This window comes from Streptomyces sp. CC53 (assembly GCF_001865245.1).
In the GTDB taxonomy this organism is placed as follows: domain Bacteria; phylum Actinomycetota; class Actinomycetes; order Streptomycetales; family Streptomycetaceae; genus Streptomyces.
The window spans coordinates 1-23,990 of the sequence record NZ_MKXB01000231.1; the positions used below are offsets into that span (position 1 = coordinate 1).

Genomic DNA, 23,990 nt, shown 5'->3' on the forward strand with positions numbered 1-23,990 from the left:
GGCAGCAGCGGGCGTGGCGGGCCGTGGGCGGGGCCGGTCGGGGCCGGGGGCCCGCCCGGCGCGGTGGAGCCGCGGGGTCACGCCGCTGCCCGTGCGAGCGACCCGGCCCCCGCCCTGGTGCTCCGCGGTGCCCGCCCCCGGCCGGAGCCGGGGGCGGGCACCGGACCGCTCCGTCCGGGGCTCAGCCGCCGAGCGCCTCCGTGATGCGCTTGGACGCGGCGAGCGCGGCGGCCTCGGCGTCGCGGCCCTGGAGGACGGCGGTCATGTACGGCTTGATGGGGTTGTCGGCCTCCACGTCGGCCCAGCGCGCCGAGTTGGGGGTGGCGCGGCCGCGGGCGGCGCCCACGGCCATGGCGGCGGTGCCCTCCTGGCCCTCGACGGCGGCGGCCAGCGTGGTCTTGTTCGGCACGTAGTTCATGGTGCGGGCCAGGTCGGTCTGCCACTTCTCCCCCGCCAGGGCCTTGACGACCTCGATGGCGGCGCCCCGCTCCGGTGCCTGGACGGGGATGACGAGGTCGGAGCCGCCGGTGAACACCGCGCAGGGCTTGTCGGCGGTCTTGCCGGGGATCGGGAAGAAGCCGAGTTCGTCGGCCAGGTCGGGGTTCAGGCCCTTGACGGCGGTCGCTGCGCCGGGGGTCGCGATGATCTGGGCGACCTCGCCCTTCGCGAACACCTCGGTCTGTGGCGGGTTCTCCTCGTCGGAGTCCTTGGGGCCGGACCCGAGGCTCTGGAGGTCCTTGTAGAACTCCATGCCGCGCAGCGCCGCCGGGGTGTGCAGGGTGCCGCTCCAGCGGCCGTTCTTCTCCTCGGCGAGTTCGCCGCCCTCGTCCCAGACGAAGCCGGCGAGGGTGTACCAGTCCTGCCCCGCGAGGTAGATGCCCTCGGCGCCGGTGCGGTTGATCCGCTCGGTGTCCTCAAGCCACTGCTCGCGGGTCTTGGGCGGCTCCTCGATGCCCGCGCGGGCGAAGAGGTCCTTGCGGTAGATGACGACACGGTTGGCGGCGTACCAGGGGATGCCGTACTGGCTGCCGTCGATGCTGCCGGGTTCGGCGAGGCCCGGCAGCCACTCCTCGTGCCCCAGGTCGCGCACGGACTCCAGGGTGAGGTCGAACAGCCGGTCGGTCTCGGCGTACTGGGCGACCTGCGTGTTGCCGACCTCGATGATGTCGGGCGGGGTCTCCCCGGCCAGCGCCGTGGAGACCTTCTTGCCGATGCCGGTCCACTCCTGGATGACGATCTCCAGCCGGACGCCGGGGTTCTCCCGCTCGTAGGTGCTGGTGAACCGTTCGAGGAACGCGTCGGAGGCGCTGCCCTTCATGAGCCACACGGTGACGGTGCGGGTGTCCTCCGCCTGGCCGGGCAGCAGGCCGCAGCCTGTGAGCGCGAGCGCGGGCAGGAGCGCGGCGGGGCGTACGAGCAGACGCTTCTTCACGTAGGTCACCTTGGGAGGGACGGAAGGGTGGACGGACCCGACGTGGGGGAGCGAACGTGTTCGCACGGGCGGATGGCTGGATTTTGGTATGGACCAATGGCCGGGTCAAGTCCCGGGCCGCCGGACCCCCTCTCCGGCGGGCCCCGCCACCGCCCCCCACCGCTGCGGCCGCGCCCCGGCCATGACGCGCCCGCGCCCCGCCGCCCCTTCCCCGCGACCCGTCAGCACCGCGCCACCGGCGCGCCACCAGCCCGCCTCCGCCCCGCCACCGGCCCGTCTCGCCTCGCGGAGCCGGGCGGGCTGGGGCACCGTGGAGGGGATGCGTCGCGGGCGCGTCGCGAAGGAGCCGAGGAGGAGGCCGCCATGTCCCACCACACCTACCGCGTCACCGAGATCGTCGGGACCTCGCACAGCGGGCTGGACGAGGCGATCCGCAACGGCATCAACCGGGCCGCGCAGACCCTGCACAACCTCGACTGGTTCGAGGTGACGGAGATCCGCGGCCACCTGGAGGACGGGCAGGTGGCGCACTACCAGGTCGGGATGAAGGTGGGCTTCCGCCTCGACGGGCCGGACCCGTCCGGCGAGTAGCGGGGGCGCAGGCCGGCTCACGGCCCCGGCCGTCCGCGCCCCCTCTCACCTGGACGCGCGTCGACGTTCCTGCGTCACCGCGGCACTTCTACCCTGCCTGGCCGTCGGACGCCTGGGGGCTCCCGCAACGGCTCGGCCGCCGCGCGCAATGCACCGTACGCGCGCAGCGACCGACCTACGGGGGCGAGGCCCCCGGGCCCGTACGCCGTGCAGCGCGAGGATCCGAGCGGCGTGGACCCCGCCCGCCGCCCGGGTGCCGCCGCCCGGCCACGCACCCGTGCCACGTGCACCGGGCGAGGCACCCCCGTGCAGCGTGAGACCGGGCCATGCACCCCGTGCCGCGTCGACGGGCCACACGCCCGGTGCCGCGAACCCGCACACGCCGCGAAACGGAGCCGTACGTCGGCGGCGTGCGGTCTTCCCGGCCTCCCCGCCGGAGGCCAAGGAAGCCGGGAGGCCGGGAGGCCGGGAAGCCGGGAAGCCGGGAAAACCACCCGCCGGAGCCCGCCGCTCGCCGAAGCCGACCCGGGCTCAGGCCCGGGCTGCCGGGCTCACGTACGGACTGCCGGGCTCAGGTACGGCCCTCCTTCTCCTGCGCCTCCCTGAGCGCCTCCGCGCTGAGCGCCCAACGGGCCCGTACCACGCGGAAACCGGCCTTCTCGGCCGCGTCGCACACCAGCTCGTCGTCGTCGACCAGCATGCTGACGCGGCGGCTGCGGCCGATCCTGCGGAGCACCTCCAGCTTCGTCACCCGGGCCGGGCGGCGGTCCGCGTCGCGGCGCATGTGGAGCCGGCCCTCGGGCAGCCCGTGTGCGGCCAGCCAGTCCAGGCTGTCCCGGCGACAGCGTTCGGGCCTGCCGGTCAGGTACCGGATCTCGCAGGTCCTGGCCGCCTCCAGGCACAGGGCGACACCGGGTGGCAGCGGTGGGTCCTGCGGGGCGGCGGCGAAGAACGCCTCCCAGTCGCGCGGGGTGCGTTCCAGGTAGTGCTGCCGGTGGCGGGCGTCGGAGAGCGTGTTGTCCAGGTCGAACACGGCCAGGGGTCTGCTGTCGGGAGTCACGGGCGTCACGGGGCCAGAGTAGGGAATCCCCGTGCCTGTGCCGTGCCGCGGGGCAGGTGAGTCCCGTCCGGCGCCCGGCCGGGCCCGCGCCGTGTGAGGGCGCGAGGGTGCTGCGGGGACCGCCGGCGGGGCGACGGACGAACCGGCTGCCTCGTCCGCGACGGCCGGGGCCCCACTCGTCGCGCTCGGCTCGTCGCCGGGTCGGCGCCCGGCGCACCGGTGACGGGCGGTCGGCGTTCGCCGCGGGCCTCGCAGAATCGCGGCGCGCTTGAGGATACCGCCACTATCCTATGAGCGCTGCGCGGAAGGGGGCCTGCATGAAGCGACTCGGCGCGGGGGATCCGCGGGAGGTCGGGCCGTACCGGCTCCTCGCCCGGCTGGGGGCGGGCGGAATGGGGGCGGTGTACCTCGGGCGGTCGTCCGGGGGGCGGACGGTGGCGGTCAAGGTCGTGCGGCCGGACCTCGCCCTCGACGGGCCCTTCCGCGAAAGGTTCCAGCGGGAGGTCGCCGCGGCGCGGCTGGTGTCCGGTGCCTTCACCGCACCCGTGGTCGACGCGGACACGGACGCCGAAGTGCCCTGGATGGCCACCGCGTTCGTGGTCGGGGTCTCCCTGCACCAGGCGGTCGCCACGCACGGACCCCTGCCGGAGGCGGCGCTGCGGATGCTGACGGCCGGGCTCGCCGAGGCGCTGGCGGGCATCCACGCGGCGAAGGTCATCCACCGGGACCTGAAGCCGGCGAACGTGCTGCTCGCCCTGGACGGCCCGCACGTCATCGACTTCGGCATCGCCCGCGCCGTCGACGGCACGGCGCTGACGTCCACCGGTTCCGTGATCGGCTCGGCGCCCTACATGTCCCCGGAGCAGGCGCTCGGGCGGCATCTCACCCCGGCGAGCGACGTGTTCTCGCTGGCGACGACGGTCGCGTTCGCCGCGTCCGGTCAGAGCCCGTTCGGGGACGGCGCGAGCGCGGCGGTGCTGTTCCGGGTCGTGCACACCGAGCCCGACCTGTCGGCCGTCCCGTGGAGCCTGCGGCCCCTGGTCGAGCGCTGCCTGGCCAAGGAGCCCGGGCGGCGGCCCGCTCCACGGGAGGTGATCGCGGCCATCGAACGTCCCGATCCCCGCCTGGCCCTCGCCGACGGTCCCCGGCCCGGCCCGTCGGCCGGCTGGCTCCCCGATCCCGTCGCCGCCGACGTTCTGGCGCTGCGGGCCGCCCTCGCCGCCCCACCGGAGCCGGAGCCGACACTTCCGATCACCGACCCCGTCCGGCCGGCCGGAGGAAAGGAGTCCGCACCCGGCCGGAGGAAGCTCCTCCTCGGTCTGGCCGGCGGTGCGCTCGCCGTCGCAGCCGGTGCCGGCACGGTAGGGGCACTGGTCCGGGACCGCGGCACGGGGACCGACCGCGGGAGGAGCACGCGCCCGGCCTCACCGCGGCCGTCGGCCGGCAGCGTCCCCGATGCGAGGCTGACCTGGCAGACCCGGCTGCCCGCCTCGGTCACCCAGGTGCTGCCGGGGAACGGCATCGTCGCGTGCGTGACGCTGGAAGCGGTCGTGGGCCTTGACCGGAAGGGCGACACGGCGTGGACGGTGAAGGGAGCCGACCACGAGATCATCTTCTCGGTGACCGGCCCGACCCCCCGGCAGATCGCCGCGACGGCCGGCGACCGGCTCTACGTGTCCGGCACGGCCGCGGACGCCCGGCACGCGGCGGTGCTCGCGGTCCGGACGGCCGACGGCGGGGACCCGTGGACCGCCACCCTGGCCGACCGGCGGGCCGTGGGCGTGCTCGCAGTCCCCGGTGTCCGCGACGGCCGCGCCTACCTCCTGCCGTTGACCGGTGACGGGACCGACGCCTCGGGGACGGCCGTGTGGGCGCTCGACCTCACCACCCGCCGCACCCTCTGGGTGCACCCGGCGGAGGCGGCGCCGTTGTTCTGGGGCCTGCCCCGGTCCGGCGGCGGTCTGCTCTACGCCGACACCGACCGGATGGTGGCCGTGGACGGGAAGGGCCGGACGGCCTGGTCGAAGAAGGCGAAGCCCGTCCTGGTCGGTGCCGCGGGGCGCCACTTCCTCGTCGCCGACGCCACCGGCACCCTGTCCGCGCTGGACCCTGCCACGGGCAGGCAGGCGTGGCGGACACCGGGGGTCGTCGGCGCGTCCGCGCGCGGCGGCGGCGTCGCGACCGATCCCCGGGGCACCGTCGCGTTCGTCCTGCTCCAGGAGGACGGCGGGTTCGCCCTGACCGCGCTGGACGCGGCCAGCGGAAAGCCCCGGTGGCGCAGGTCGGTCCCGGCCGACGCCGAGGGTTCGGGCCACTTCGGCGCGCGGCTGCTGTACGGCGACGGGCACGTGTACCGCATGGGGGCGGACGGGATGCTCTGGGCCTTCGACGCGTCGAACGGCGATCCCCGCTGGAAGTACGGCGGGTTCACGGGCAACAGCCCCATGAGCCTGGCCTGGGCCGCCGGAGACGGGCGGCTGTGCATCTGCGACACAGGGGCGACGACCGTCGCCTCACTGGACGCGAACGGAGCCTGACGATGCGCCACCTTGAGCCGCTGGAGGCGACCGATCCGGCCAGGATCGGCCCGTATGCCCTGCTGGGCAGGCTGGGTGCGGGCGGTATGGGCACCGTGTACCTGGGGCGCTCGCCCGGCGGCCGGACGGTCGCGGTGAAGCTGGTGCGCCCGGATCTGGCGGCGGACGCGGCCTTCCGGGCCCGGTTCCGCGCCGAGGTGGCGGCGGCACGCGCCGCCTCCAGCGCGTTCACCGCCCCCGTGGTCGACGCGGACCCCGACGGCCGGGTGCCCTGGATGGCGACCGTGTACGTGCCGGGCGTGTCGCTCGGCCGGGCGGTGGCCCTCAGCGGCCCGCTGCCGGAGCCCGCGCTGTGGGCGCTCGCGGCGGGCGCCGCCGAGTCCCTGGCGGCGATCCACGCGGCCGGCCTGACCCACCGCGACCTCAAGCCCGGCAATGTGCTCCTCGCCCTGGACGGGCCGCACATCATCGACTTCGGCATCGCCCGCTCCGTCGACGGCACCGCTCTCACCGCCACCGGGACGGTCCTCGGCACGCCCGCGTACATGTCTCCGGAACAGGCCGTGGGAGGGCCGGTCGGCCCGCCGAGTGACGTCTTCTCGCTCGGTGCCACGCTGGTGTTCGCCGCGCGGGGCGAGGGCCCGTTCGACGGCGGGGGCGGGCAGCCGGCGGACCTCCTGCGCCGGGTGGTGCGTGAGGAACCGGACCTGTCGGCGGTCCCCGAGGGGCTGCGGCTCCTGATCGCCGCGTGCCTGGCCAAGCGGCCGGAGGACCGGCCCGGTCCGCGCCAGATGGTGGAGTTGTTCGGGCAGGGCGCCGTGCCGGTCGGGGCGGGCGCCTGGTTGCCGCCCGCGCTGACCTCGGCGGTCGAGGAGGCGGCGGCGGTCATGGCACCCTCAGCGACCCCGGCCGCCCCGCCGCCGGCTGCCGGGCCGCCGCCTCCCGTGCCTCCGCCCACCCCCGTGCCGCCGCCCGGGGGACCCGGTCGGCGCACGCTGCTGACGCTGGGCCTCGCGGGCGGGGCCGTGGCGCTCGCGGCCGGCGGCACCGGGCTCGGGCTGTGGCTGGGGCGGCCGGACGCGCCATCGGATCCGAAGGCGTCGGCGGCGAGGGCCCCCGGACTCACGGACCCGGCCAGGCCGCTGGGCACCGGGAGCGACGCGGAACCCCTGTGGACGGCGGCCGTCTCCGAACCGCTGGTGCAGATCCTGGGCCAGGGGGAGACGGTCCTGGCACTGAGCGCGAAGAACATCTGGGCCTTCGACGCGGCGGGCCGCCGCCGCTGGGGCCCGGTGGCCCATCCGCCGGACACGGCGGGCGGAGCCGGCGAGGGCCTCGTCGCGGCCCTCGGCGACGGCATGGCGTACGCCGTGATGCGCACGGGCGTGAACGAACTCGGGCGGGCCCTGCGCGCCGTCCGCCTCGACACCGGCGCCACCGCCTGGACCGTTCCGCTGCCGTACGACACCGCGTTCCGGGTGCTGGTGGCGGGCATGCTCGACGACCGCGTGTACGTCACCGGGACGGCGGCCTCGTCCTCCCTCTCCTCACAGCGGGGCCGCGCGAGTGGCGGCGGCCCGTTCGTCTGGTCCGTGGACCCTGCCGGGCGCACGGGCTGGCACGTCGTCCTCGCGGACTCGGACACCCGCCACCTGCAGGGCGACTTGTTCGTGCCGTCCTCCGGCACCCGCCTGTTCTGGTCGAGCCGGAACACCGACGGCAGCGCGCAGAAGATCGCGGCCCTCGACGTCCGCACCCGGAAGCCGGCCTGGGAGCGGCCGTCCCCCGGCGCCGCGACGAGCCTCACGGACCTGGCGGTGCAGGGCGGCCGCCACGGCCACTGGCGGGACGGCCCGCACTCCTCGGCCGGGGGCCTGTTCCTGCATGTGACCGACCGGCTCTACGGTGTCGACCCGGCGGACGGCCGGGTCGTGTGGACCTCTCCCCCGGCCCCGCTGAAGGGCGTGGTGGCGAGCCCGGACGGCCGGACCGTGTTCGCTTCCGGGGTCGAGGGCCTGTCCGTCGTCGTGTACGCACTCGACGCCCGCACGGGCGCGGTGCGCTGGGCCGGGTCGATCCCCGGGGCGACGGGCAGCCTGCCGGTGCTCCAGGCCGCGGACGGCACCGTCTACGTCGCCTTCGGCGGGCGACTGCACGCGCTGGACGCGGACAACGGGCAGGTCCGCTGGACGTACGCGTTCTCCACGGTCCTGGACTACCGGCCGCCCCGGGCGTTCTGGGCGGGTGGGGGGCGCGTATACGTCATGGGGGCGAAGGGCCTGGTTGCCCTGGGCGCCGGCGGACGGTGAGGGGCGGCCGCACCGCGGCGGGCCGCCCGCCCGCCGCGGGTGCGCGGGCTACGACGAGGCGGCGTCCGTGTCGTAGGTGTAGAAGGGCGTGTGGTCCAGCATGTCCGCGGGCGTCACGTCGTTCCACGGGCGCATGGTCTCGTCGAGGTCCACGACGTCGGCGGTGCCGCCGCCCGGGAGGTACGGGGAGTCGGGGTGGCGGGCCTGCCAGTCGGCCCACAGCTTGTCGATGAAGGCGTGGTGGAGCCAGAACACCGGGTCGTTGGGGGACACGCCGGTGGCCATCTGGCCGCCCACCCACACGTGGACGCGGTTGTGGAGGTTGACGCCGCGCCAGCCTTCGAGGTGGTTGCGGAACCCGTCGGAGCCGCTGTTCCAGGGCGCCATGTCGTACGTGTCCATCGCGAGCACCGAGTCCACCTCGGCACGCGTCGGCAGGGAGAGGCCGCCGGCACCGAGGTTGCGGCGCAGGAAGTCGCGGCCGTCGACGCGGACCGATATGGTCCACCGGCCTCCGGAGCGGGCGAACGGGCCGTCCATGACGCGCCCGTCGCGGCTGCGGCCGGTGCCGCCGAGGAAGTCGGGGGCCCACAGGGAGGAGCGGGGGGTGCGGTCGGCGGTCCAGTCCCAGTAGGGCAGGGTGACCTCGGTGTCCACGGACTGCAGCGCGCGCTCGAAGTCGAGCAGGAACCTGCGGTGCCAGGGCAGGAAGGACGGGGAGCGGTGCCCGACCCGTTCGGCGTCGTCACGGTCGCTCATGATGAACGCGTTGTGGGTGGTGACGAAGGTGTCGTAGCGTCCGCTGCGCTTGAGCTCGTGCACGGCGGAGACGAAGCGGCGCTTCTCGGCGGCGGTGAGGGCCGCCTGGTTCTTGCGTACGGTCATGGGGGTGCGGGCTCCCGGATCAGGCGGTGACGAGGGGGACGAGCGGGGAGCCCTGGAGCTCCACCACGGCGGCGCGTGCCGCGGCGTGGGGCGAGGGGACCGGGTCGTAGTGGGTGATGACGCTGATCCAGGTGCCGTCGGCGTTCTGCATGACGTGCAGTTCCTCGCCGTCTATGAGCACGGTGTAGCCGCCGTGGCCGGCGTGTCCGCCGTGGTGGCCGCCGCCGGACGGGTGGCCCTGGATCCGCCGGCCGCGGTAGACCTCGTCGAAGGACGCCGGGTCGTGCCCGGCGGAGCCGGACCGCGTGGGGGCGGGACCGGCGGCGAGGGCGGGTGCGGCCGCGGCGAGAACGGGTACGGCGGCTGCGGTTCCCGCCGCGGCGGCGACCGTGCCGAGGGCACGGCGGCGTGTGATTCCGGACATGCTGAAGAACCCCCAAGGAGGAGTGCAGTGGTCAGATGCACCCGCGGTTGCTCACAGCAATCGCGGTGGGCATATGCCTACCGACACACCCAGCCGGGGGGAAATCCCCGGGATCCGGTTGACCCGAAAGCGGACAACTACCACTCAACTATTAAGAGTTGAACGAAGTTGATCTTGCTGCGGAGAGCGCTCCCCACACCCCCCACGCCCCACCTCCGCGCACACGTGTGGCCGCCACGTGAAGATTCTTTCGCGAGGCGGCCACATACGTGTCCCGGGTCACAGCAGCAATCTGTCCTTAAACCGCCCGCCGGTTCGCCCGCAGCCACTCCCGGTTCAGGGCGGTGATGGACGGCAGCGGGATGCCCTTGGGGCACACGCGGGCACACTCCCCCGTCAGCGTGCACCCGCCGAAGCCCTCCGCGTCCATCTGCGCCACCATGTCCAGCACCCGCGTCTCGCGCTCGGGCGCGCCCTGCGGGAGGACGTTGAGGTGGTTGACCTTCGCCGAGGTGAAGAGCATCGCCGAACCGTTGGGGCAGGCCGCCACGCAGGCGCCGCAGCCGATGCACTCGGCGTGCTCGAAGGCGGAGTCCGCGTCGCCCTTCGGCACGGGCGTGGCGTGGGCCTCCGGCGCGGAGCCGGTGGGTGCCGTGATGTAGCCGCCGGCCTGGATGACCCGGTCGAACGCCGACCGGTCCACGACCAGGTCCTTCACCACGGGGAACGCGGCGGCCCGCCACGGCTCGACGTCGATGGTGTCGCCGTCCCGGAAGGACCGCATGTGGAGCTGGCAGGTGGTGGTGCGTTCGGGGCCGTGCGCGTCGCCGTTGATGACGAGGGAGCAGGCGCCGCAGATGCCTTCGCGGCAGTCGTGGTCGAAGGCCACCGGGTCCTCGCCGCGCAGGATCAGCTCCTCGTTGAGCGTGTCGAGCATCTCCAGGAAGGACATGTCCGGGGAGATCCCGTCGACGTCGTAGGTGGCCAGGGCGCCGGGTGCGTCGCCGTTCTGCTGGCGCCAGACGCGCAGGGTGAGCCTCATGCGTAGCTCCGCTGGGTGGGGTGGACGTACTCGAAGACCAGGTCTTCCCGGTGCAGGACGGGGGGAGCGCCGGTGCCCCGGTACTCCCAGGCGGCGGCGTACGCGAACTCCTCGTCCCTGCGGGCCGCCTCGCCGTCGGGGGTCTGGGACTCCTCGCGGAAGTGGCCGCCGCAGGATTCGGTGCGGTGGAGGGCGTCGAGGCACATCAGCTCGGCGAGCTCCAGGTAGTCGACGATGCGGTTGGCCTTCTCCAGGGACTGGTTGAACTCCTCGCCGGTGCCGGGCACCTTGATGCGGCGCCAGAACTCGTCCCTGATCCTCGGGATCCATTCGAGGGCCGTGCGCAGCCCGGCGTCGGTGCGGGCCATGCCGCAGTGCTCCCACATCAACTCGCCCAGCTCGCGGTGGAAGGAGTCGGGCGTGCGGTCCCCGTCGACGGCGAGCAGCCGCACCAGCCGCTCGCGGGTCTCCTCGACGACCCCGGCGACCGCGGGGTGGTCGTGCGGCACCGGGGCCGGCCCGCCGGCCCCGGCGAGGTAGTCGTTGATCGTGGCGGGCAGCACGAAGTAGCCGTCGGCGAGGCCCTGCATCAGCGCGGACGCGCCGAGCCGGTTGGCGCCGTGGTCGGAGAAGTTCGCCTCCCCGATGGCGAACAGCCCGGGGACGGTGGTCTGGAGGTCGTAGTCGACCCACAGCCCGCCCATCGTGTAGTGCACCGCGGGATAGATGCGCATCGGCACCTCGTACGGATCCTCGTCGGTGATCCGCTGGTACATGTCGAAGAGGTTGCCGTACTTCGCCTCCACGGCCCGGCGCCCCATGCGGCGGATGGCGTCGGCGAAGTCGAGGTAGACGCCCTGGCCCCCCGGGCCCACTCCCCTGCCCTCGTCGCAGACGTTCTTCGCCGCCCGGGACGCGATGTCGCGGGGCACGAGGTTGCCGAAGGACGGGTAGATCCGCTCCAGGTAGTAGTCGCGCTCGTCCTCCGGGATCGCGTGCGGCGGCCGGGTGTCGCCCTGAGCCTTCGGCACCCAGATGCGGCCGTCGTTGCGCAGCGACTCGCTCATCAGGGTCAGCTTCGACTGGTGGTCGCCGGTGCGCGGGATGCAGGTGGGGTGGATCTGGGTGAAGCAGGGGTTGGCGAAGTGGGCACCGCGCCGGTGGGCCCGCCACACGGCGGTGGCGTTGGAGTTCATGGCGTTGGTGGACAGGTAGAAGACGTTGCCGTATCCGCCCGTGGCGAGCACGACCGCGTCCGCCAGGTACGTGTCGATGCGGCCGGTCACCAGGTCGCGGGCGACGATGCCGCGGGCCCGCCCGTCGACCACCACCAGGTCGAGCATCTCGGTGCGGGCGTGCAGTTCGACGTTGCCGGCGGCGATCTGCCGGGACAGCGCCTGGTAGGCGCCGAGCAGGAGTTGCTGGCCCGTCTGGCCGCGGGCGTAGAAGGTGCGGGACACCTGGACGCCGCCGAAGGAGCGGGTGTCGAGCAGGCCGCCGTACTCCCGGGCGAAGGGCACGCCCTGGGCGACGCACTGGTCGATGATCTCGACGGAGATCTGCGCCAGGCGGTGCACGTTGGACTCGCGGGCGCGGAAGTCGCCGCCCTTGACGGTGTCGTAGAAGAGTCGGTGGACCGAGTCGCCGTCGTTGCGGTAGTTCTTGGCGGCGTTGATGCCGCCCTGCGCGGCGATGGAATGGGCACGGCGCGGGGAGTCCTGGTAGCAGAACTGGACGACACGGTAGCCCTGTTCGGCGAGGGTGGCGCCGGCCGAACCGCCGGCGAGTCCGGTGCCGACGACGATGACGGTGTGCTTGCGGCGGTTGGCCGCGTTGACGAGCTTCGCCTCGAAGCGGCGCCGGTCCCAGCGGTCCGCGATCGGCCCGTCGGGGGCCTTGGTGTCGGCGATCGGCTCACCGGTCGAGTACTGGGCGTAGGGACGGCTCATGTCAGCTCACCACTCCGGTCATGACGGCGACGGGCACGGCGACGAAGCCCGCCGTGAGCAGCAGGGCCAGGGCGTTGGCGATGGCCTTGAGGGCGCGGTCGCGGCGGACGCTCCCCGCGCCGAGGGTCTGGGCGGCGGCCCAGAAGCCGTGCCGGATGTGCAGGCCGACGGCGAGCATCGCGACGAGGTAGATGGCGTTGCCGTACCAGGTGGAGAAGGTCGCCACGACGTTCTCGTACGGGCGGCCGTGCTGGGCGTTCGGGTTGACGGTGAGGGTCGTCAGGTCCAGCAGGTGCCACACGACGAACAGCGCGATGATGACGCCGCCCCACCGCATCGTGCGGGTGGCGTAGCTCGCGCGGCGCCGCTTGTGGACGTACGCGGTCGGGCGGGCCCGCCGGTCGAGCCGGCTCAGCTGGTACGCCGACACACCGTGGGCGATCACGGCGGTGAGCAGGACGACGCGGGCGATCCACAGCCCCCACTCGTAGTGGAGGACCGGGTCGCCCACGGTGCGCAGCCAGCGGCCGTACGCGTTGAACTCGTCGGGGCCGAAGAAGACCTTCAGGTTGCCCACGACGTGGGCGACGAGGAAGCCGAGGAGGAGCAGGCCGCTGACGGCCATGACGGTCTTCTTGCCGAGGGTGGAGCCGAGGAAGGTGCGCCGGGGAGGGCGCGCGGGGGACGGTTTCCGGCCGGTCCCCGGAGGTTGCGTCCGTGATGCCAGAGCCATGCAGGCGACGGTAGGGCCGCGGGTCCCGAAAGGTCCAAGTCATGGTGTGGCTGATCTCGATAGGTGTGGCCTATCACGCCTTATGGTGGCGGTATGCAGTTCCAGCAGCTGGTGTATTTCGTGGCGGTGGCCGAGACCCGGCACTTCACCCGGGCGGCCGAGCGGACCCATGTGTCGCAGCCCTCGCTGTCGCAGCAGATCCGGGCCCTGGAGAAGGAGCTGGGGGCGGAGCTGTTCAGCCGGGCCCGGGGCAACATCGCGCTGACGGACGCGGGTGAGGCGCTGTTGCCGCTGGCGCGGCGCATCCTGGCGGACGCGGACACCGCCCGGCACGAGGTGCAGGAGCTGGCGCAGCTGCGGCGGGGGCGGGTGCGGCTCGGCGCGACCCCGAGCCTGTGCACGGGGCTGCTGCCCGACGTGCTGCGGGCCTTCCACGACCTGTACCCGGGGATCAGGCTGCTGGTCGAGGAGGGCGGCTCCCGCGACCTGGTGCGGGAGTTGGCGCGCGGGGCTCTCGACCTGGCGCTGGTGGTGCTGCCGCTGCCGAGCCCGGCGCCCGCGCTGACGACGGTGGAGCTGCTCCGGGAGGACCTGGTCGTGGTGTCGTCGGCCACGGCGCCGGCGCCGCGGCGGCCGATGCGGATCGCGGACCTGGAGGGGCAGCCGATGGTGATGTTCCGGCACGGCTACGACCTGCGGGAGCTGACCGTCGCGGCCTGCCGGGCGTCCGGTTTCGAGCCGTCCTTCACGGTGGAGGGCGGGGAGATGGACGCCGTGCTGGGCTTCGTGCGGGCCGGGCTGGGGCTGGCGGTGGTGCCGAGCATGGTCGCGGCGCGCGCGGGCCGGGACGTGCGGGTGACGGCGCTGGCCCCGCCCGGGCTGCGGCGGACGATCGCACTGGCGCACCGCAGCGACGTGGCACCGCCCCGTGCGGCGCGGGAGCTGCAGCGGGTGCTGCTCCGGTCCACGGTGGGGGGCGGCTGAGTCCGCGGGCGGGCGGCGCGGGGCACGCGCACCCCGCGGGGACCCGCGGGCCGGCACCGGGGCCGCGGGCAGGCGGCCCGGGACGGCGGGCGGAGGGCGCCTACACGGCGTCCGCCAGGGCCAGCGTGTGGATCCGGTCCGGAGTGCCGGGGCGGGCGTAGTACCAGCCCTGGGCGGTGTCGCAGCCCAGGGCGCGCAGCTGCTCCGCCTGGGCGGCGGTCTCGACGCCCTCCACGGTGACGGCGAGGTCCAGGCTGTGCGCCAGTGAGACGATCCCCTCGACGATCTTCAGGTCGACGGGGTCGGCCGGGTGCTGCTGCATGCCGCGGGTGAAGGAGCGGTCCAGCTTGAGGACGCTCACCGGCAGGCGGCGCAGGTTGGCGAGGTTGGAGTAGCCGGTGCCGAAGTCGTCCAGGGCGATGTCGACGCCCATGTCGGCGAGGTGCCGCAGCGGCTTGAGGAGGTCCTCGTCCGCGCCGATGAGGGCCGACTCGGTGACCTCCAGGCACAGCGCGCCGGGCGCCAGGCCGGAGCGGTCCAGGATGCCGGTGATGTCCTGGACGAGCCCGGGGTGGTGCAGCTGGGTGGGCGAAAGGTTGACGTTGATCCGCAGCGGCCCGCCGTCGGTGTGGCGGCGCTTCCAGAACCTGGCCTGACGCACGGCCTCCTCCAGGACCCAGCGGCCGAGCGGCACGATGAGGCCGGTGTGCTCGGCGAGCGGGATGAACCGGTCGGGGCCGAGGGTGCCGTGCTGCGGGTGGCACCAGCGGACCAGGGCCTCGGCGCCGTGCACGCTGCCGTCGCCGAGGTGGACGAGCGGCTGGTACTCGATGAAGAACTCGCCGCGCTCCAGCGCCGCGGGCAGCGCCGTCGTGAGGCCGTGCCGGGTGATGGCGCGGGCGTCGGCTTCGGGGTCGGCGCACTCGAAGCGGTTGCCGCCCGCCGACTTGGCGCGGTACATGGTGATGTCGGCGCTGCGCAGCACCTCCGCGGGGCCCCGCTCGCCCGCGCTGCCCTCCACGATCCCGATGCTGCCCCGTACGGTGATGTCCCGCCCGTCCAGGCTGATGGGCGCGGAGAGGGCGGTCAGGATCCGCACGGCGAGCTCCTCGGCGTCCCGGGCGGTCACGGACGGCCCGGTGGTCAGCGCCACGAACTCGTCGCCGCCGAGGCGGGCCACCATCTCGCCGGGCGTGGTGGCGCACCGCTCCAGCCGGTCGGCGACCTCCACGAGGAGCCGGTCGCCGGCGGCGTGGCCGAGGCTGTCGTTGATCGCCTTGAAGCCGTCCAGGTCGAGGTAGCAGAGCCCGAAGCGGGTGCTGTCTCCGGCCAGGGCCTTCTCCAGCCGCTCGAAGAACAACGTGCGGTTGGGCAGGCCCGTCAGCGCGTCGTGGGTGGCCTCGTACCGCAGGCGGAGGTTGAGCAGCCGCCGCTCCGTGGTGTCCTCCATGAGCGCCAGCTGATACTGCGGGCGGCCTTCGGGGTCGCGGAGCAGCGACACCGTCAGGTTCGTCCACAGGACGGTGCCGTCGGAGCGGTAGAAGGGCTTCTCCACCTGGAAGTGGTCGCGTTCGCCGCGCACCAGCTCGCCGTAGAGCTGCCACACGTGCGGGGCGTCCTCGGGGTGCACCCACTCGGTGACGTTGCGGGCCCGGACGACGGAGTCCAGCCCGCCGAACATCCGGGTGAGCGCTTCGTTGACGTCGAGGACGTTGCCTTCCAGGTCGGCGATGCCGATACCGATCGCCGCGTCCTCGAACACCGCGCGGAACCGGGCCTGGCTGGCGTGCAGTGCCTGCTCCGCGAAGGTGCGGGCGGTGAGCGCCGAGCGGGCGATGGCCTCCTGCTCGCTGAGGGTGCGCTCGCGCAGCGCCCGGGCGAAGCCGGCGGCCAGGGCGTGCTGGAGCCGGGAGCAGCGGGCCCGCAGGTCGTCGGGGCGCACACCACCGGGGCCGCCGCCGCAGTACAGCACCAGGTAGGAGTCGACGACGCCGAGGCTGCGGCTGAGCGCGTCGGGCTCGGTGCAGTGGGCGGCGACGAGGGCGGCCCCGACGCCCTGGGCGGGCGCGGGGTCGAAGGGCACCGCGTGCAGGGCGGTGCCGAGTTGCCGGGCCAGCGGCAGCAGGTGTTGTTCGAATTCGGTGCGCGTCATCGACGTGGCCGTCACCGGGAAGATGGCCCGGCTCCAGATCGTCGCGAACCGCCGCAGTCTGTCCTCCAGGCCGTCCGGGTCCACCTCGGACCCGGACGCCTGCGCGCCGGTGCTCACCCCTTGCGCCCCACCCCGGCGAAGCCCGAGAAGGCGTACGGATCCTCCTGCTCGGGGCCGTTCTCCGGGCGCCACCGCGGCGGCGCCACCAGGCCCGGCTCGACCATCTCGAAGCCGTCGAAGAACCGGGCGATCTCCTCGCGGGAGCGCATCACCAGCGGGTTGCGGATCTCCCGGTACACGCCGACCGTGCCGCCCGCCTGTTCCTGCGGGACGGGGACGCCCTCGTACGAGGCGTGGGTGAGGACCAGCAGGCTCCCGGGCGCCAGGGCGTCCCGCAGCCGGGCCACGGCCTGGTACGGGTCGTCGGCGTCCTCCAGGAAGTGCAGGACGGCGACCAGGAGGAGGGCCACGGGCCGGTCCAGGTCGAGGAGTTCGGCGACCTCGGGGCTGTCGAGGATCTCCTGCGGCTTGCGCAGGTCCGCGGCGACGATCCGGGTGCGGTCGTTGCCCTCCAGGACGGCCCGGCTGTGGGCGACGGCGACCGGGTCGTGGTCGACGTACACGACGCGGGCCTCGGGGTCGGTCTGCTGGGCGACCTCGTGCACGTTGCCGAACGTCGGTATGCCGGAGCCTATGTCGAGGAACTGGGTCACGCCCTCGGCGAGGGCGTACCGGACGGCGCGCCGCATCACCGCGCGGTTCGCCTGCATGATCTTGGGCAGGCCCGGCATGTACTCCATGGCCTTGCGGGCGGCTTCCCGGTCGACCTCGAAGTTGTGGGACCCGCCCAGGTAGTAGTCGTAGATTCGGGACACGCTCGGCACCGAGATGTCGATGCCGGGCGGAGCCCAGGCGGGACGCTCCATCGTTTGACTCCCACTGTCGCCACGGTTGTTCGGCCAGGGCCGTGTTCCTGGCCGGTGTTCGAGCCGAGGCTACTGATCGCCCGGCGGGAGGGCGAGGGGAAACGGAAAAATGCGATCCGTTCTTGGTCACAGACCGGTGGCACGTGCACGTGTCCGGACGGGGTCGCGCGGGCACGCAGGCGGCCGGCCCGCCGCTCCCGCGAGGGGTGGGAGGCGGCGGGCCGGCCAGGCCGGAGTCGCGTGTGGGGGACTCTACTCGGGCGCTCCGACCAGCTTTCCGTCCGGCGAGACGGCGTACCAGCTGCCGCCCACGCCCTGCCCGTTGGTGTCGCCGGGCTTCTTGTCGGCGGCGAAGGTGTACAGGGGCCAGCAGTCGATGGTCTGCTGCTTGATCCCGTCCGGGCGGTCGAAGGTGACGAAGCCCCGGTTCGGACCGGATCCCTTCAGTTCGATGCCTTCGGTGTCGTTCTTCTCGACGGGTGCGACCGCGGGCCACTTCTCCAGGCACGCCCCTGTGCACGCGGTCTTCATGGGCCAGGCGGAGTCCTTCGTGAACCGGTACACCGTCATGCCGTTGCGGTCCACGATGATCTCGCCCAGCTTCGGGTCCTTCCGCACGGACAGCCCGGGGCGGTCCGACTGCTCCGCCTCCTCGCCTCCGCCCTTGCCCCCGCCCTCCGCCGCGCCGTCCCCGTAGCCGCCGTCGCCCGCTTCCTCTTCGGCGGCTCCGCCCTCGCCGCCGGCCTCCTCCTTGCCGCCCGTCTTCTTGCCCGGATCGGCCTTGCCGCCGTCGGGGGCCGCCGCGTACCAGGTGCCGCCCACGCCGTGGCCCTCCACGTCGCCGGGCTCGGCGTCCTTGGCGTACCGGTACATGGGCCAGCCGTCCACGGTGAGTTGCTTGGTGCCGTCGGGCCGGGTGAGCACGCCGAGCAGCGCGGGGTCCACACCGGTCGGCGGCTTGGCACCCTCCGCCGTCACCACCGGCCACGCCTTGGCGCAGTCGCCCTCGCAGGCGGACTTCGGCGGGTTGGCCGTGTCCTTGTCGAAGCGGTAGAGGGTGCGGCCCTCGCTGTCGGTGAGGACGGTGCCCGCCTTCGCCGTCTCCTGGAGGCCCAGTTGTCCGGCCTCGGAGGTGGCGCCGGCCTCGGCGGCCCCGCCCTTCCCGTATCCGGCGCCGTACCCCTCCCCGTAGCCGGCGCCGTTGCCGGCGGGTGCGGCAGCGCCCACCGACTGGCCCTCCAGCCCCTTCTCCTGCCCGCAGGCCGTCAGCGTCATCATCGCCGCCGCAGCCGCCACGAGTGCGGCGTTACGCCAGGTCCTCATCCTCAACTCCCGTCGCTGTCAAGCTCTTCAGCGGCGTCCGCGGTGCGCCGTTCCATGGCCCTATGTACGGGTGGGGGGCGGGGGTGCGTTCAACGCGGCCGGAGATTCCGCGAAACTCCGGCGGGCCGACCCGAGACCGCGGGCGACGGGACACGGTCCACGCACGCCGGACGACCCGCGGCCCCTGACCTCCGGAGGGCCCAGGGGGACGGCCTGCGGCCACCGGCGACCCGGTGTGCGAGCCCCGGGCGGACCCCGTGGGCGCCCGAACGCACAGCACGCCACCGGCGACCCGTCAGCGGCTGTCCGTTCACCGCCCGCCACTCGAAGGGCCGGTCGTCCCTGCGCCCCGGCCCCCGCCACCGGCAGGCTGCCCCGTCACCCGCCCCCTGCGAGTACGGGCCCGACGGTCAGCACCCGCACCGGCGCCCGCGCCCGCCCGCACGGGCACGGGACGGCGGACGGCCGACCCCGGGCCGGCCCCGGCCCGTCGGGTTCCCTCAGTCTCCGATCTGTCCGCCCCGCGCCGCACACCGCGCCACCGGCACCCGTGCCATCGCACCGTCAGAAGGGCGTGGGATGGGCGGACTTCACGACAGCGGGCAGGGAACCACCGCTCCGCAGCGCACACGCGGCACAGGCAGCCCCCGGGCGACACCGCAACCGGGCGGGGCGGAAACCCCGCCGCACCTGACCCGCCCCGAGCAGGGCGGACCCGGACGGGGGGCGGCCGGGCGGAGCACCAGGGCCGTCCGCGACCACCCGCCCCGGTCGCCCGCCCCGCGGCCGTCAGCGACCGCAAACCGCCCTCCCCGAGCCGGTGTTGACCGAAGGTACGGAGCCTCGCGGTGCGACCGGAGGGGGACGGACGTTCGAGCGCGCCGCACCATCAGGGGAATGACCGCTCTTACCGGGGTGCCCGCTCGTTGAGCCGATCATGCTCCTCGGCGTGAATGGATCCCCCGTCGCGCGGGTGCTGGCAGGAGCGGCGCTCGCCTGGCCGCTCCTCCTCACCCCCGCCCTCCTCCCGTCCGCCGCGGCGGACGCCTGCGCCCACGCCACCGTCGGACCGGGCGGGACCACCGCCACGTCCGCGGCCGGAAGCGGCGTCACCTGCACCCCGGCCCCCGCGCCCGTACCACCGCCGCCCTCCCCGGTGCCGACACCGACCCCCACACCGCCGCCGCACCCGCCCAGGCCGCCCAAGCCGCCCGCGCCACCGGAACCTCCGGCGCCGCCCGCGGCGCCGCAGCCCGCGCCGCCGGCCGGTGCCGCGCCCGCTCCCCCGCCGCCCGTACCGCCTCCTGCCCCACCGGCGCCGCCCGTACCGGCCCCTCCCCCACCGCCTCCGTCGCCGCCCGTGCCACCGGCCCCGGCGGCCCCCATGCCCTCGCCGTCCGCCGCGGTGACACCGGCGCGCACGTCCGTGCCGCTCCCGTCCTACCGGGCCGCGCGGCGCGCCAAGCCGGAGAGCGGGCCTTCCCTGGTCTCCGTGGTGCTGCTCGTCGCCGCGCCGGCGATCTTCGCCGCGGCCATCCTCCGACCCCGTTCCCGCTGATCGACCGAGAGAGGGATTCCCTTGTCCCAATGGCTTGTTCTGGCCCTCGCGATGGCCGCCGCGTGCGCGGTGGTCCTCACGATCGTCGTCATCAACAACCGCAGGGTCGGCGAGGACGACGACCCCTCCGAGACGCCCGACGTCATCGAGTACATGACGATGATGATCGGTGTGGTGTACGCGATCGTCCTCGGCCTCGCGATCGCGGGCGTCTGGGAGGGGCGCGGCTCCGCCCAGGAGAGCGTCCGCCAGGAGGCGCAGGCCCTGCACGAGGTGCAGCTCCGCTCCGAGGTGTGGCCGCGCGAGGTGCACGAGGAGATCACGGCCGGGGTCGACGCGTACGTCCAGCACGTCGTGGACACGGAGTGGCGGACGATGGCAGAGGAGGGCGAACTGACCGACAGGGGAGCCGAACTGCTCCTCCAGGTGCGGCGCTCGGTCACCGACTACCGGCCCGCGGACGACTACGAGGCGGAGGCGTACCAGCCGCTGGTCGACCAGGTGGCGATGGCGGACGACGCCCGGAGCTCGCGGGCGGACGCGGCGGGCGAGACCATGCCGGGGCTGGTCTGGTTCGGGCTCATCACCGGCGCGCTGATCGCGGTGGGCCTCATCTTCACGCTGCAGATCCGCCGCACCCCCCGCGAGCTGCTGCTCGCCGGGCTGTACAGCTCGCTGATCGCGTTCCTGCTGTTCCTGATCTGGGCCGTCGACGCCCCGTTCGGGCGGGGCGTCACCGCGACCGCGGAGCCGTTCCTGAACCTGTTCCCGGCCGTACGGGGCTGAGCCGGGCGGCGCCACCCGGGTGAACCGTGCGGGTGACGGGGTGCCCCGTTCGCCCGACCGGGCTCGCGGGGCGGGTGGGGCACTCCTAGCGTTCCGGACGAAGAGGGTCATTCCCAGCGTTCCGCGGAAGCCCTTTCCGCGGTCGTCCCTACGGACCGGAGGCTCACGACCATGCGCGCGATAGGTGCCGCTTCCGCCGCCCTGCTCGGAGCGGCGGCTCTCGCTCTCACCACTCCCACCGCCACCGCGGTGGATTCCTTCGTCATCACCCCGTCGACCGTCGCCCCCGGCGGTCGGGTCACGCTGTCCGCGCCGGGTTGCGCGGGCACCGCGATGGCCTCGTCGGCCGTCTTCGACACGGCCACCATCCCGGCCGGCGGCTCGGCCGCGGCCACCGTCGACTGGGACGCCCGCCGGGGCGCGGTGTACACCGTGTCCTTCACCTGCGCCGGAGGTGCGCCGGGCACGGCGCAGCTCACCATCGCGAGGGCCCCGACGACCAGTTCGACCGCCGTACCGACCGTGACGCGCACGGTGGCCGCGACGCCGTCCGGGGTGCGCGGCGGCCTCGGCGGCAGCGTGGGCGGCTGGCACACCGGGGAGCTGGTCGCCGGCACGGCGCTGGTGGTGGCCGCCGCCACCGGAACGGTCTACGTGATCCGCCGCCGGACGGCGCACCGCCGCCACTGATCCGTCGGGCACCGCCACCGGCGGGGCACGGCCGCTCCGGGTGGGTGTGGCGTCCGGAGCCGGCCCCGCAAGGAGCCCGAGCCGCCGTCTGCGGAGCGGCAGGCGCTCGCGCGGAGCCCGCACCCCCGGATCGTGCACGTGCCGGGCCGGCACACCCGAGTCGGCGTGCACACGCTGCACGCCGGTCGCCCCGAGTCCTGACCCGGACTCGGGGCGACCGGCGTGTCCGGCCTGACCGGGAGGTTCGGCCGGTCAGGCCTTTCCGCCGCTCAGACGGCGGCGCCTGCCGATGAACAGGGCACCGCCGAGGGCCGCGGCGGCGACGAGCGAGCCGCCCACGGCCATCTCGGTGGAGCTGGGTGCCACGGACCCGCCCAGCCCGCCCTGGGCACCCCGGCCGCGGACGACCGTGAAGGTCGCCGTGGCGACGCGGGAGCTGTCGCTGCACTTGACCGCGAGGTTGTAGCGGCCGGGGGTGGCGTGGTCGTAGATCCGGGGGGTGGCTGCGGAGTGGCCCGAGGAGTTGACGGTGAGGGCCGTCTTCGGGAACGCGTTGGACGTCACGGTGCCGCCGTGGCCGCACCCCATGGCGCTGACCGCCAGGCTGCCGCCCTGGTGGACCTGGGTCGGGGAGACCGTGACGTTGGTCGGACCGTTGTTCGCGGCGGCGACCGGGGCGGTGAGCCCGATCGCCGCACAGGCGGTGGCGGCCACCGCGAGGGCGCGTGAAGCACGCATCGTTGAACCTCCAGCGGAAGACGCCCCAAAGCGGTGCTCCGGGTAGTCGACGAGTGCGCCTTCCATGACGAACCCTCACCAATCGGTGCGATCATCGCACTCCGACGCTCCGCCACCCCGGTGAGGCGACTCGCCCGGCCGCAGCGCCGCCTGTCTGACGGCGCCGCAGGTCACGGTCAATCAGCTCGGCGTGTCGGGCTCCGCGCGATGACTCGGATGGGGCATCACCCGTCCGCCGCGCCGCCACCCGTTCGCCTCCTGTCTGATCGCCGGGTGCGCGACGGGCGCTTACCGTGCCGGGAGAGGCCACGAAGGGAGAAGCATGGGCCGCCTGTACCGCAGTGGCCGGGACGTGATCCGAGGACGCCGGCCGTGGGGGGCGCTGTCCCTGGTCCTGCTGACCGGTCTGGCGATGATGCGCAACGGCGTGGACGCGCCGGAGGGCCCGCCCCAGCCCGTCGCGGCGGCTTCGCCTCAGGCGGGCCGGGTCGTCGCGGCGCCCGTGCCGGAGGCGGGCCTGCGGCCCCTGGAGTACGCGCCGGCGTCCCGGGTGCGGATCGAGGCGCTGAAGGTGGACGCGCCCGTCATGGACGTGGGGCTCGACGCGGAGGGCTGGATCAGCGCGCCGCCCCCGCAGGACCGCAACCTGGCCGGCTGGTACCAGAACGGCATCTCGCCCGGGCAGCGGGGCACCTCGGTGATCGTCGGCCACGTGGACAACGAGGAGGGCCCCGCCGTCTTCTACGGCCTCGGTTCGCTCAAGCCCGGGCAGCGGGTGGAGGTGACCCGTTATGACGGGCGCGTCGCGGTCTTCCAGGTGTACGGCGTCGAGGTCTTCTCGAAGGACGACTTCCCCGGGGTGCGGGTGTACGGCGACACCGGCCATCCGGAGCTGCGGGTGATCACCTGCGGCGGAGGCTACTCCAGGGCCGGCGGCTACGACGGGAACGTCGTGGTCTTCGCCCGCATGGTGGCGACCCGCTGACACGGGTCGCCGCACGCGGCGGTCCGGGGGCGGGCCCCCGGGCCGGGTCACCGGCGGGGAACGGTGATGTGGTAGCCCTCGTCCAGCAGCCGGGGCAGGTAGGGGCGCAGTGCCGTCACGGTCTGCGAGCGGTTGCCGCCCGCGTCGTGGCTGAGCACGATGACGCCGGGGGCCGCCCCGTCCAGGACGCGGCGCACGATGGTGCGGGGGCCGGGCTCCTTCCAGTCCAGGGTGTCCACGGTCCAGGCGAGCGGTTCCATGCCGAGTTCCGCGCCGATCTCGAACGAGTGCCGGTTCCATGCGCCGTACGGGGCCCGGTACCACAGGGGCGCGGAGCCGGTGGCCTGTTCGACGACCTCGCTGGTGGCGCTCAGCTCCTCGCGGATGCGGGAGGGCGGCAGCTTCGGGATGAGCGGGTGCGACCACGAGTGGTTGCCGACGACGTGGCCCTCGGCGGCCATGCGGCGGACCAGGTCGGGGTGCTCGGCGACCATCTCGCCGCAGACGAAGAACATCGCCCGCACCCCGTACCGGCGCAGGGTGCGCAGCACCTCCGGGGTGTAGCGGGGGTCGGGCCCGTCGTCGAAGGTGAGCACCAGCGAGTTGCCGGCGCCGGCGACGCGCAGGAAGGGCCGCTGCCGTACCGGCGGCAGGGCCCGCCGCAGCCGGGGCGGCGCGTTGGAGGTCATCGGCTGGAGGCGGTACGGGGACGACGCGAGGCGCGGGCGGGCCGCCGACAGCGGGGCCACCGGGCCACCGGCCCGGGGGCCCGGGGCGGGGGCGGCCGGCCTCGGTACGGGGTGCCGGGAGGCGGGCGGCGACGGGCGCGCGGCGGCGGTGACCCCGGGGGCGGAGGCGCGGTCGGTGCCGAAGAGCCCCACGGCGG

The 23,990-nt window shown here is 74.4% G+C and carries 20 protein-coding genes; 8 read left to right on the plus strand and 12 right to left on the minus strand.

Annotated features, from left to right (window positions below):
• Nucleotides 1–181 precede the first annotated feature (181 nt).
• Entirely contained in the window at nucleotides 182–1,432 is a 1,251-nt protein-coding gene (locus BJP40_RS30225) for an extracellular solute-binding protein (RefSeq protein WP_071283938.1), read from the minus strand.
• 363 nt (nucleotides 1,433–1,795) lie between these two features.
• Here BJP40_RS30225 and BJP40_RS30230 point away from each other — a divergent pair, with 363 nt between their 5' ends.
• Nucleotides 1,796–2,023, plus strand: coding sequence for a dodecin (locus BJP40_RS30230; RefSeq protein WP_071283941.1), 228 nt, complete (start codon nucleotides 1,796–1,798; stop codon nucleotides 2,021–2,023).
• Between the two features lie 571 nt (nucleotides 2,024–2,594).
• Here the strand turns inward: BJP40_RS30230 and BJP40_RS30235 are convergent.
• Nucleotides 2,595–3,083, minus strand: a complete 489-nt coding sequence (locus tag BJP40_RS30235) for a hypothetical protein (RefSeq protein WP_071283983.1) — start codon at nucleotides 3,081–3,083, stop codon at nucleotides 2,595–2,597.
• Between the two features lie 317 nt (nucleotides 3,084–3,400).
• Here BJP40_RS30235 and BJP40_RS33430 point away from each other — a divergent pair, with 317 nt between their 5' ends.
• Nucleotides 3,401–5,620, plus strand: a complete 2,220-nt coding sequence (locus tag BJP40_RS33430; protein ID WP_071283944.1) for a protein kinase — start codon at nucleotides 3,401–3,403, stop codon at nucleotides 5,618–5,620.
• Between the two features lie 2 nt (nucleotides 5,621–5,622).
• On the plus strand, nucleotides 5,623–7,929 hold the full coding sequence (locus BJP40_RS30245; protein WP_071283946.1) for a PQQ-binding-like beta-propeller repeat protein: 2,307 nt from the start codon (nucleotides 5,623–5,625) through the stop codon (nucleotides 7,927–7,929).
• A gap of 48 nt (nucleotides 7,930–7,977) precedes the next feature.
• Here BJP40_RS30245 and BJP40_RS30250 read toward each other — a convergent pair whose 3' ends face one another.
• From BJP40_RS30250 to BJP40_RS30270, 5 genes are all read right to left on the minus strand, one after another.
• On the minus strand, nucleotides 7,978–8,814 hold the full coding sequence (locus BJP40_RS30250) for a tyrosinase family protein (RefSeq protein ID WP_071283949.1): 837 nt from the start codon (nucleotides 8,812–8,814) through the stop codon (nucleotides 7,978–7,980).
• Nucleotides 8,815–8,833: 19 nt separating this feature from the next.
• A complete protein-coding gene (locus BJP40_RS30255; protein WP_071283952.1) occupies nucleotides 8,834–9,238 on the minus strand; it encodes a tyrosinase cofactor in 405 nt (134 codons plus the stop codon).
• A 298-nt stretch (nucleotides 9,239–9,536) separates the two neighbouring features.
• Nucleotides 9,537–10,280, minus strand: coding sequence for a succinate dehydrogenase/fumarate reductase iron-sulfur subunit (locus BJP40_RS30260; RefSeq protein WP_071283955.1), 744 nt, complete (start codon nucleotides 10,278–10,280; stop codon nucleotides 9,537–9,539).
• Nucleotides 10,277–12,229: a fumarate reductase/succinate dehydrogenase flavoprotein subunit gene (locus BJP40_RS30265; RefSeq protein WP_071283958.1), complete on the minus strand. Its 1,953-nt coding sequence runs from the start codon at nucleotides 12,227–12,229 to the stop codon at nucleotides 10,277–10,279. Before BJP40_RS30265 ends, BJP40_RS30260 begins: the two co-directional genes overlap by 4 nt.
• Before the next feature lies 1 nt (nucleotide 12,230).
• On the minus strand, nucleotides 12,231–12,962 hold the full coding sequence (locus BJP40_RS30270; RefSeq protein ID WP_079171585.1) for a succinate dehydrogenase cytochrome b subunit: 732 nt from the start codon (nucleotides 12,960–12,962) through the stop codon (nucleotides 12,231–12,233).
• 93 nt (nucleotides 12,963–13,055) lie between these two features.
• Here BJP40_RS30270 and BJP40_RS30275 point away from each other — a divergent pair, with 93 nt between their 5' ends.
• On the plus strand, nucleotides 13,056–13,946 hold the full coding sequence (locus tag BJP40_RS30275; protein WP_071283964.1) for a LysR family transcriptional regulator: 891 nt from the start codon (nucleotides 13,056–13,058) through the stop codon (nucleotides 13,944–13,946).
• Nucleotides 13,947–14,046: 100 nt separating this feature from the next.
• Here BJP40_RS30275 and BJP40_RS30280 read toward each other — a convergent pair whose 3' ends face one another.
• From BJP40_RS30280 to BJP40_RS30290, 3 genes are all read right to left on the minus strand, one after another.
• Nucleotides 14,047–16,215, minus strand: a complete 2,169-nt coding sequence (locus tag BJP40_RS30280; RefSeq protein ID WP_071283966.1) for a bifunctional diguanylate cyclase/phosphodiesterase — start codon at nucleotides 16,213–16,215, stop codon at nucleotides 14,047–14,049.
• Nucleotides 16,212–17,024, minus strand: coding sequence for an SAM-dependent methyltransferase (locus BJP40_RS30285; protein ID WP_071283969.1), 813 nt, complete (start codon nucleotides 17,022–17,024; stop codon nucleotides 16,212–16,214). Before BJP40_RS30285 ends, BJP40_RS30280 begins: the two co-directional genes overlap by 4 nt.
• A 252-nt stretch (nucleotides 17,025–17,276) precedes the next feature.
• Entirely contained in the window at nucleotides 17,277–18,347 is a 1,071-nt protein-coding gene (locus BJP40_RS30290; protein ID WP_071283973.1) for an SCO0930 family lipoprotein, read from the minus strand.
• 1,384 nt (nucleotides 18,348–19,731) lie between these two features.
• On the opposite strand from BJP40_RS30290, the gene BJP40_RS34770 reads away from it, so the two are divergent.
• The 3 genes from BJP40_RS34770 (at nucleotide 19,732) to BJP40_RS30300 (ending at nucleotide 21,381) form a co-directional block, all read left to right on the plus strand.
• Nucleotides 19,732–19,905: a hypothetical protein gene (locus tag BJP40_RS34770; protein WP_177204513.1), complete on the plus strand. Its 174-nt coding sequence runs from the start codon at nucleotides 19,732–19,734 to the stop codon at nucleotides 19,903–19,905.
• Nucleotides 19,906–19,926: 21 nt separating this feature from the next.
• The gene (locus BJP40_RS30295; protein ID WP_071283976.1) at nucleotides 19,927–20,691 is read left to right on the plus strand and encodes a DUF4239 domain-containing protein; all 765 of its coding nucleotides are present in this window, start codon (nucleotides 19,927–19,929) and stop codon (nucleotides 20,689–20,691) included.
• Nucleotides 20,692–20,862: 171 nt separating this feature from the next.
• Nucleotides 20,863–21,381 (plus strand): hypothetical protein, encoded by a 519-nt coding sequence (locus tag BJP40_RS30300; protein WP_071283978.1) that lies wholly within the window; start codon nucleotides 20,863–20,865, stop codon nucleotides 21,379–21,381.
• 252 nt (nucleotides 21,382–21,633) lie between these two features.
• Here the strand turns inward: BJP40_RS30300 and BJP40_RS30305 are convergent, their stop codons facing one another.
• Entirely contained in the window at nucleotides 21,634–22,119 is a 486-nt protein-coding gene (locus BJP40_RS30305) for a hypothetical protein (RefSeq protein WP_071269120.1), read from the minus strand.
• Between the two features lie 322 nt (nucleotides 22,120–22,441).
• Here BJP40_RS30305 and BJP40_RS30310 point away from each other — a divergent pair, with 322 nt between their 5' ends.
• Nucleotides 22,442–23,104 (plus strand): class F sortase, encoded by a 663-nt coding sequence (locus tag BJP40_RS30310; RefSeq protein WP_071283981.1) that lies wholly within the window; start codon nucleotides 22,442–22,444, stop codon nucleotides 23,102–23,104.
• Nucleotides 23,105–23,151: 47 nt separating this feature from the next.
• Here BJP40_RS30310 and BJP40_RS30315 read toward each other — a convergent pair.
• The coding region (locus BJP40_RS30315) for a polysaccharide deacetylase family protein (RefSeq protein ID WP_371258720.1) at nucleotides 23,152–23,990 on the minus strand (839 nt) is incomplete at its 5' end.

What these genes read in the sequence shown, in the direction of transcription:
- BJP40_RS30230 (WP_071283941.1), top strand. Translation starts at nt 1,796, where the DNA reads ATGTCCCACCACACCTACCGCGTCACCGAGATCGTCGGGACCTCGCAC.
- BJP40_RS33430 (WP_071283944.1), top strand. Translation starts at nt 3,401, where the DNA reads ATGAAGCGACTCGGCGCGGGGGATCCGCGGGAGGTCGGGCCGTACCGG.
- BJP40_RS30245 (WP_071283946.1), top strand. Translation starts at nt 5,623, where the DNA reads ATGCGCCACCTTGAGCCGCTGGAGGCGACCGATCCGGCCAGGATCGGC.
- BJP40_RS30250 (WP_071283949.1), bottom strand. Translation starts at nt 8,814, where the DNA reads ATGACCGTACGCAAGAACCAGGCGGCCCTCACCGCCGCCGAGAAGCGC.
- BJP40_RS30255 (WP_071283952.1), bottom strand. Translation starts at nt 9,238, where the DNA reads ATGTCCGGAATCACACGCCGCCGTGCCCTCGGCACGGTCGCCGCCGCG.
- BJP40_RS30260 (WP_071283955.1), bottom strand. Translation starts at nt 10,280, where the DNA reads ATGAGGCTCACCCTGCGCGTCTGGCGCCAGCAGAACGGCGACGCACCC.
- BJP40_RS30265 (WP_071283958.1), bottom strand. Translation starts at nt 12,229, where the DNA reads ATGAGCCGTCCCTACGCCCAGTACTCGACCGGTGAGCCGATCGCCGAC.
- BJP40_RS30270 (WP_079171585.1), bottom strand. Translation starts at nt 12,962, where the DNA reads ATGGCTCTGGCATCACGGACGCAACCTCCGGGGACCGGCCGGAAACCG.
- BJP40_RS30275 (WP_071283964.1), top strand. Translation starts at nt 13,056, where the DNA reads ATGCAGTTCCAGCAGCTGGTGTATTTCGTGGCGGTGGCCGAGACCCGG.
- BJP40_RS30285 (WP_071283969.1), bottom strand. Translation starts at nt 17,024, where the DNA reads ATGGAGCGTCCCGCCTGGGCTCCGCCCGGCATCGACATCTCGGTGCCG.
- BJP40_RS30290 (WP_071283973.1), bottom strand. Translation starts at nt 18,347, where the DNA reads ATGAGGACCTGGCGTAACGCCGCACTCGTGGCGGCTGCGGCGGCGATG.
- BJP40_RS34770 (WP_177204513.1), top strand. Translation starts at nt 19,732, where the DNA reads ATGCCCTCGCCGTCCGCCGCGGTGACACCGGCGCGCACGTCCGTGCCG.
- BJP40_RS30300 (WP_071283978.1), top strand. Translation starts at nt 20,863, where the DNA reads ATGCGCGCGATAGGTGCCGCTTCCGCCGCCCTGCTCGGAGCGGCGGCT.
- BJP40_RS30305 (WP_071269120.1), bottom strand. Translation starts at nt 22,119, where the DNA reads ATGCGTGCTTCACGCGCCCTCGCGGTGGCCGCCACCGCCTGTGCGGCG.
- BJP40_RS30310 (WP_071283981.1), top strand. Translation starts at nt 22,442, where the DNA reads ATGGGCCGCCTGTACCGCAGTGGCCGGGACGTGATCCGAGGACGCCGG.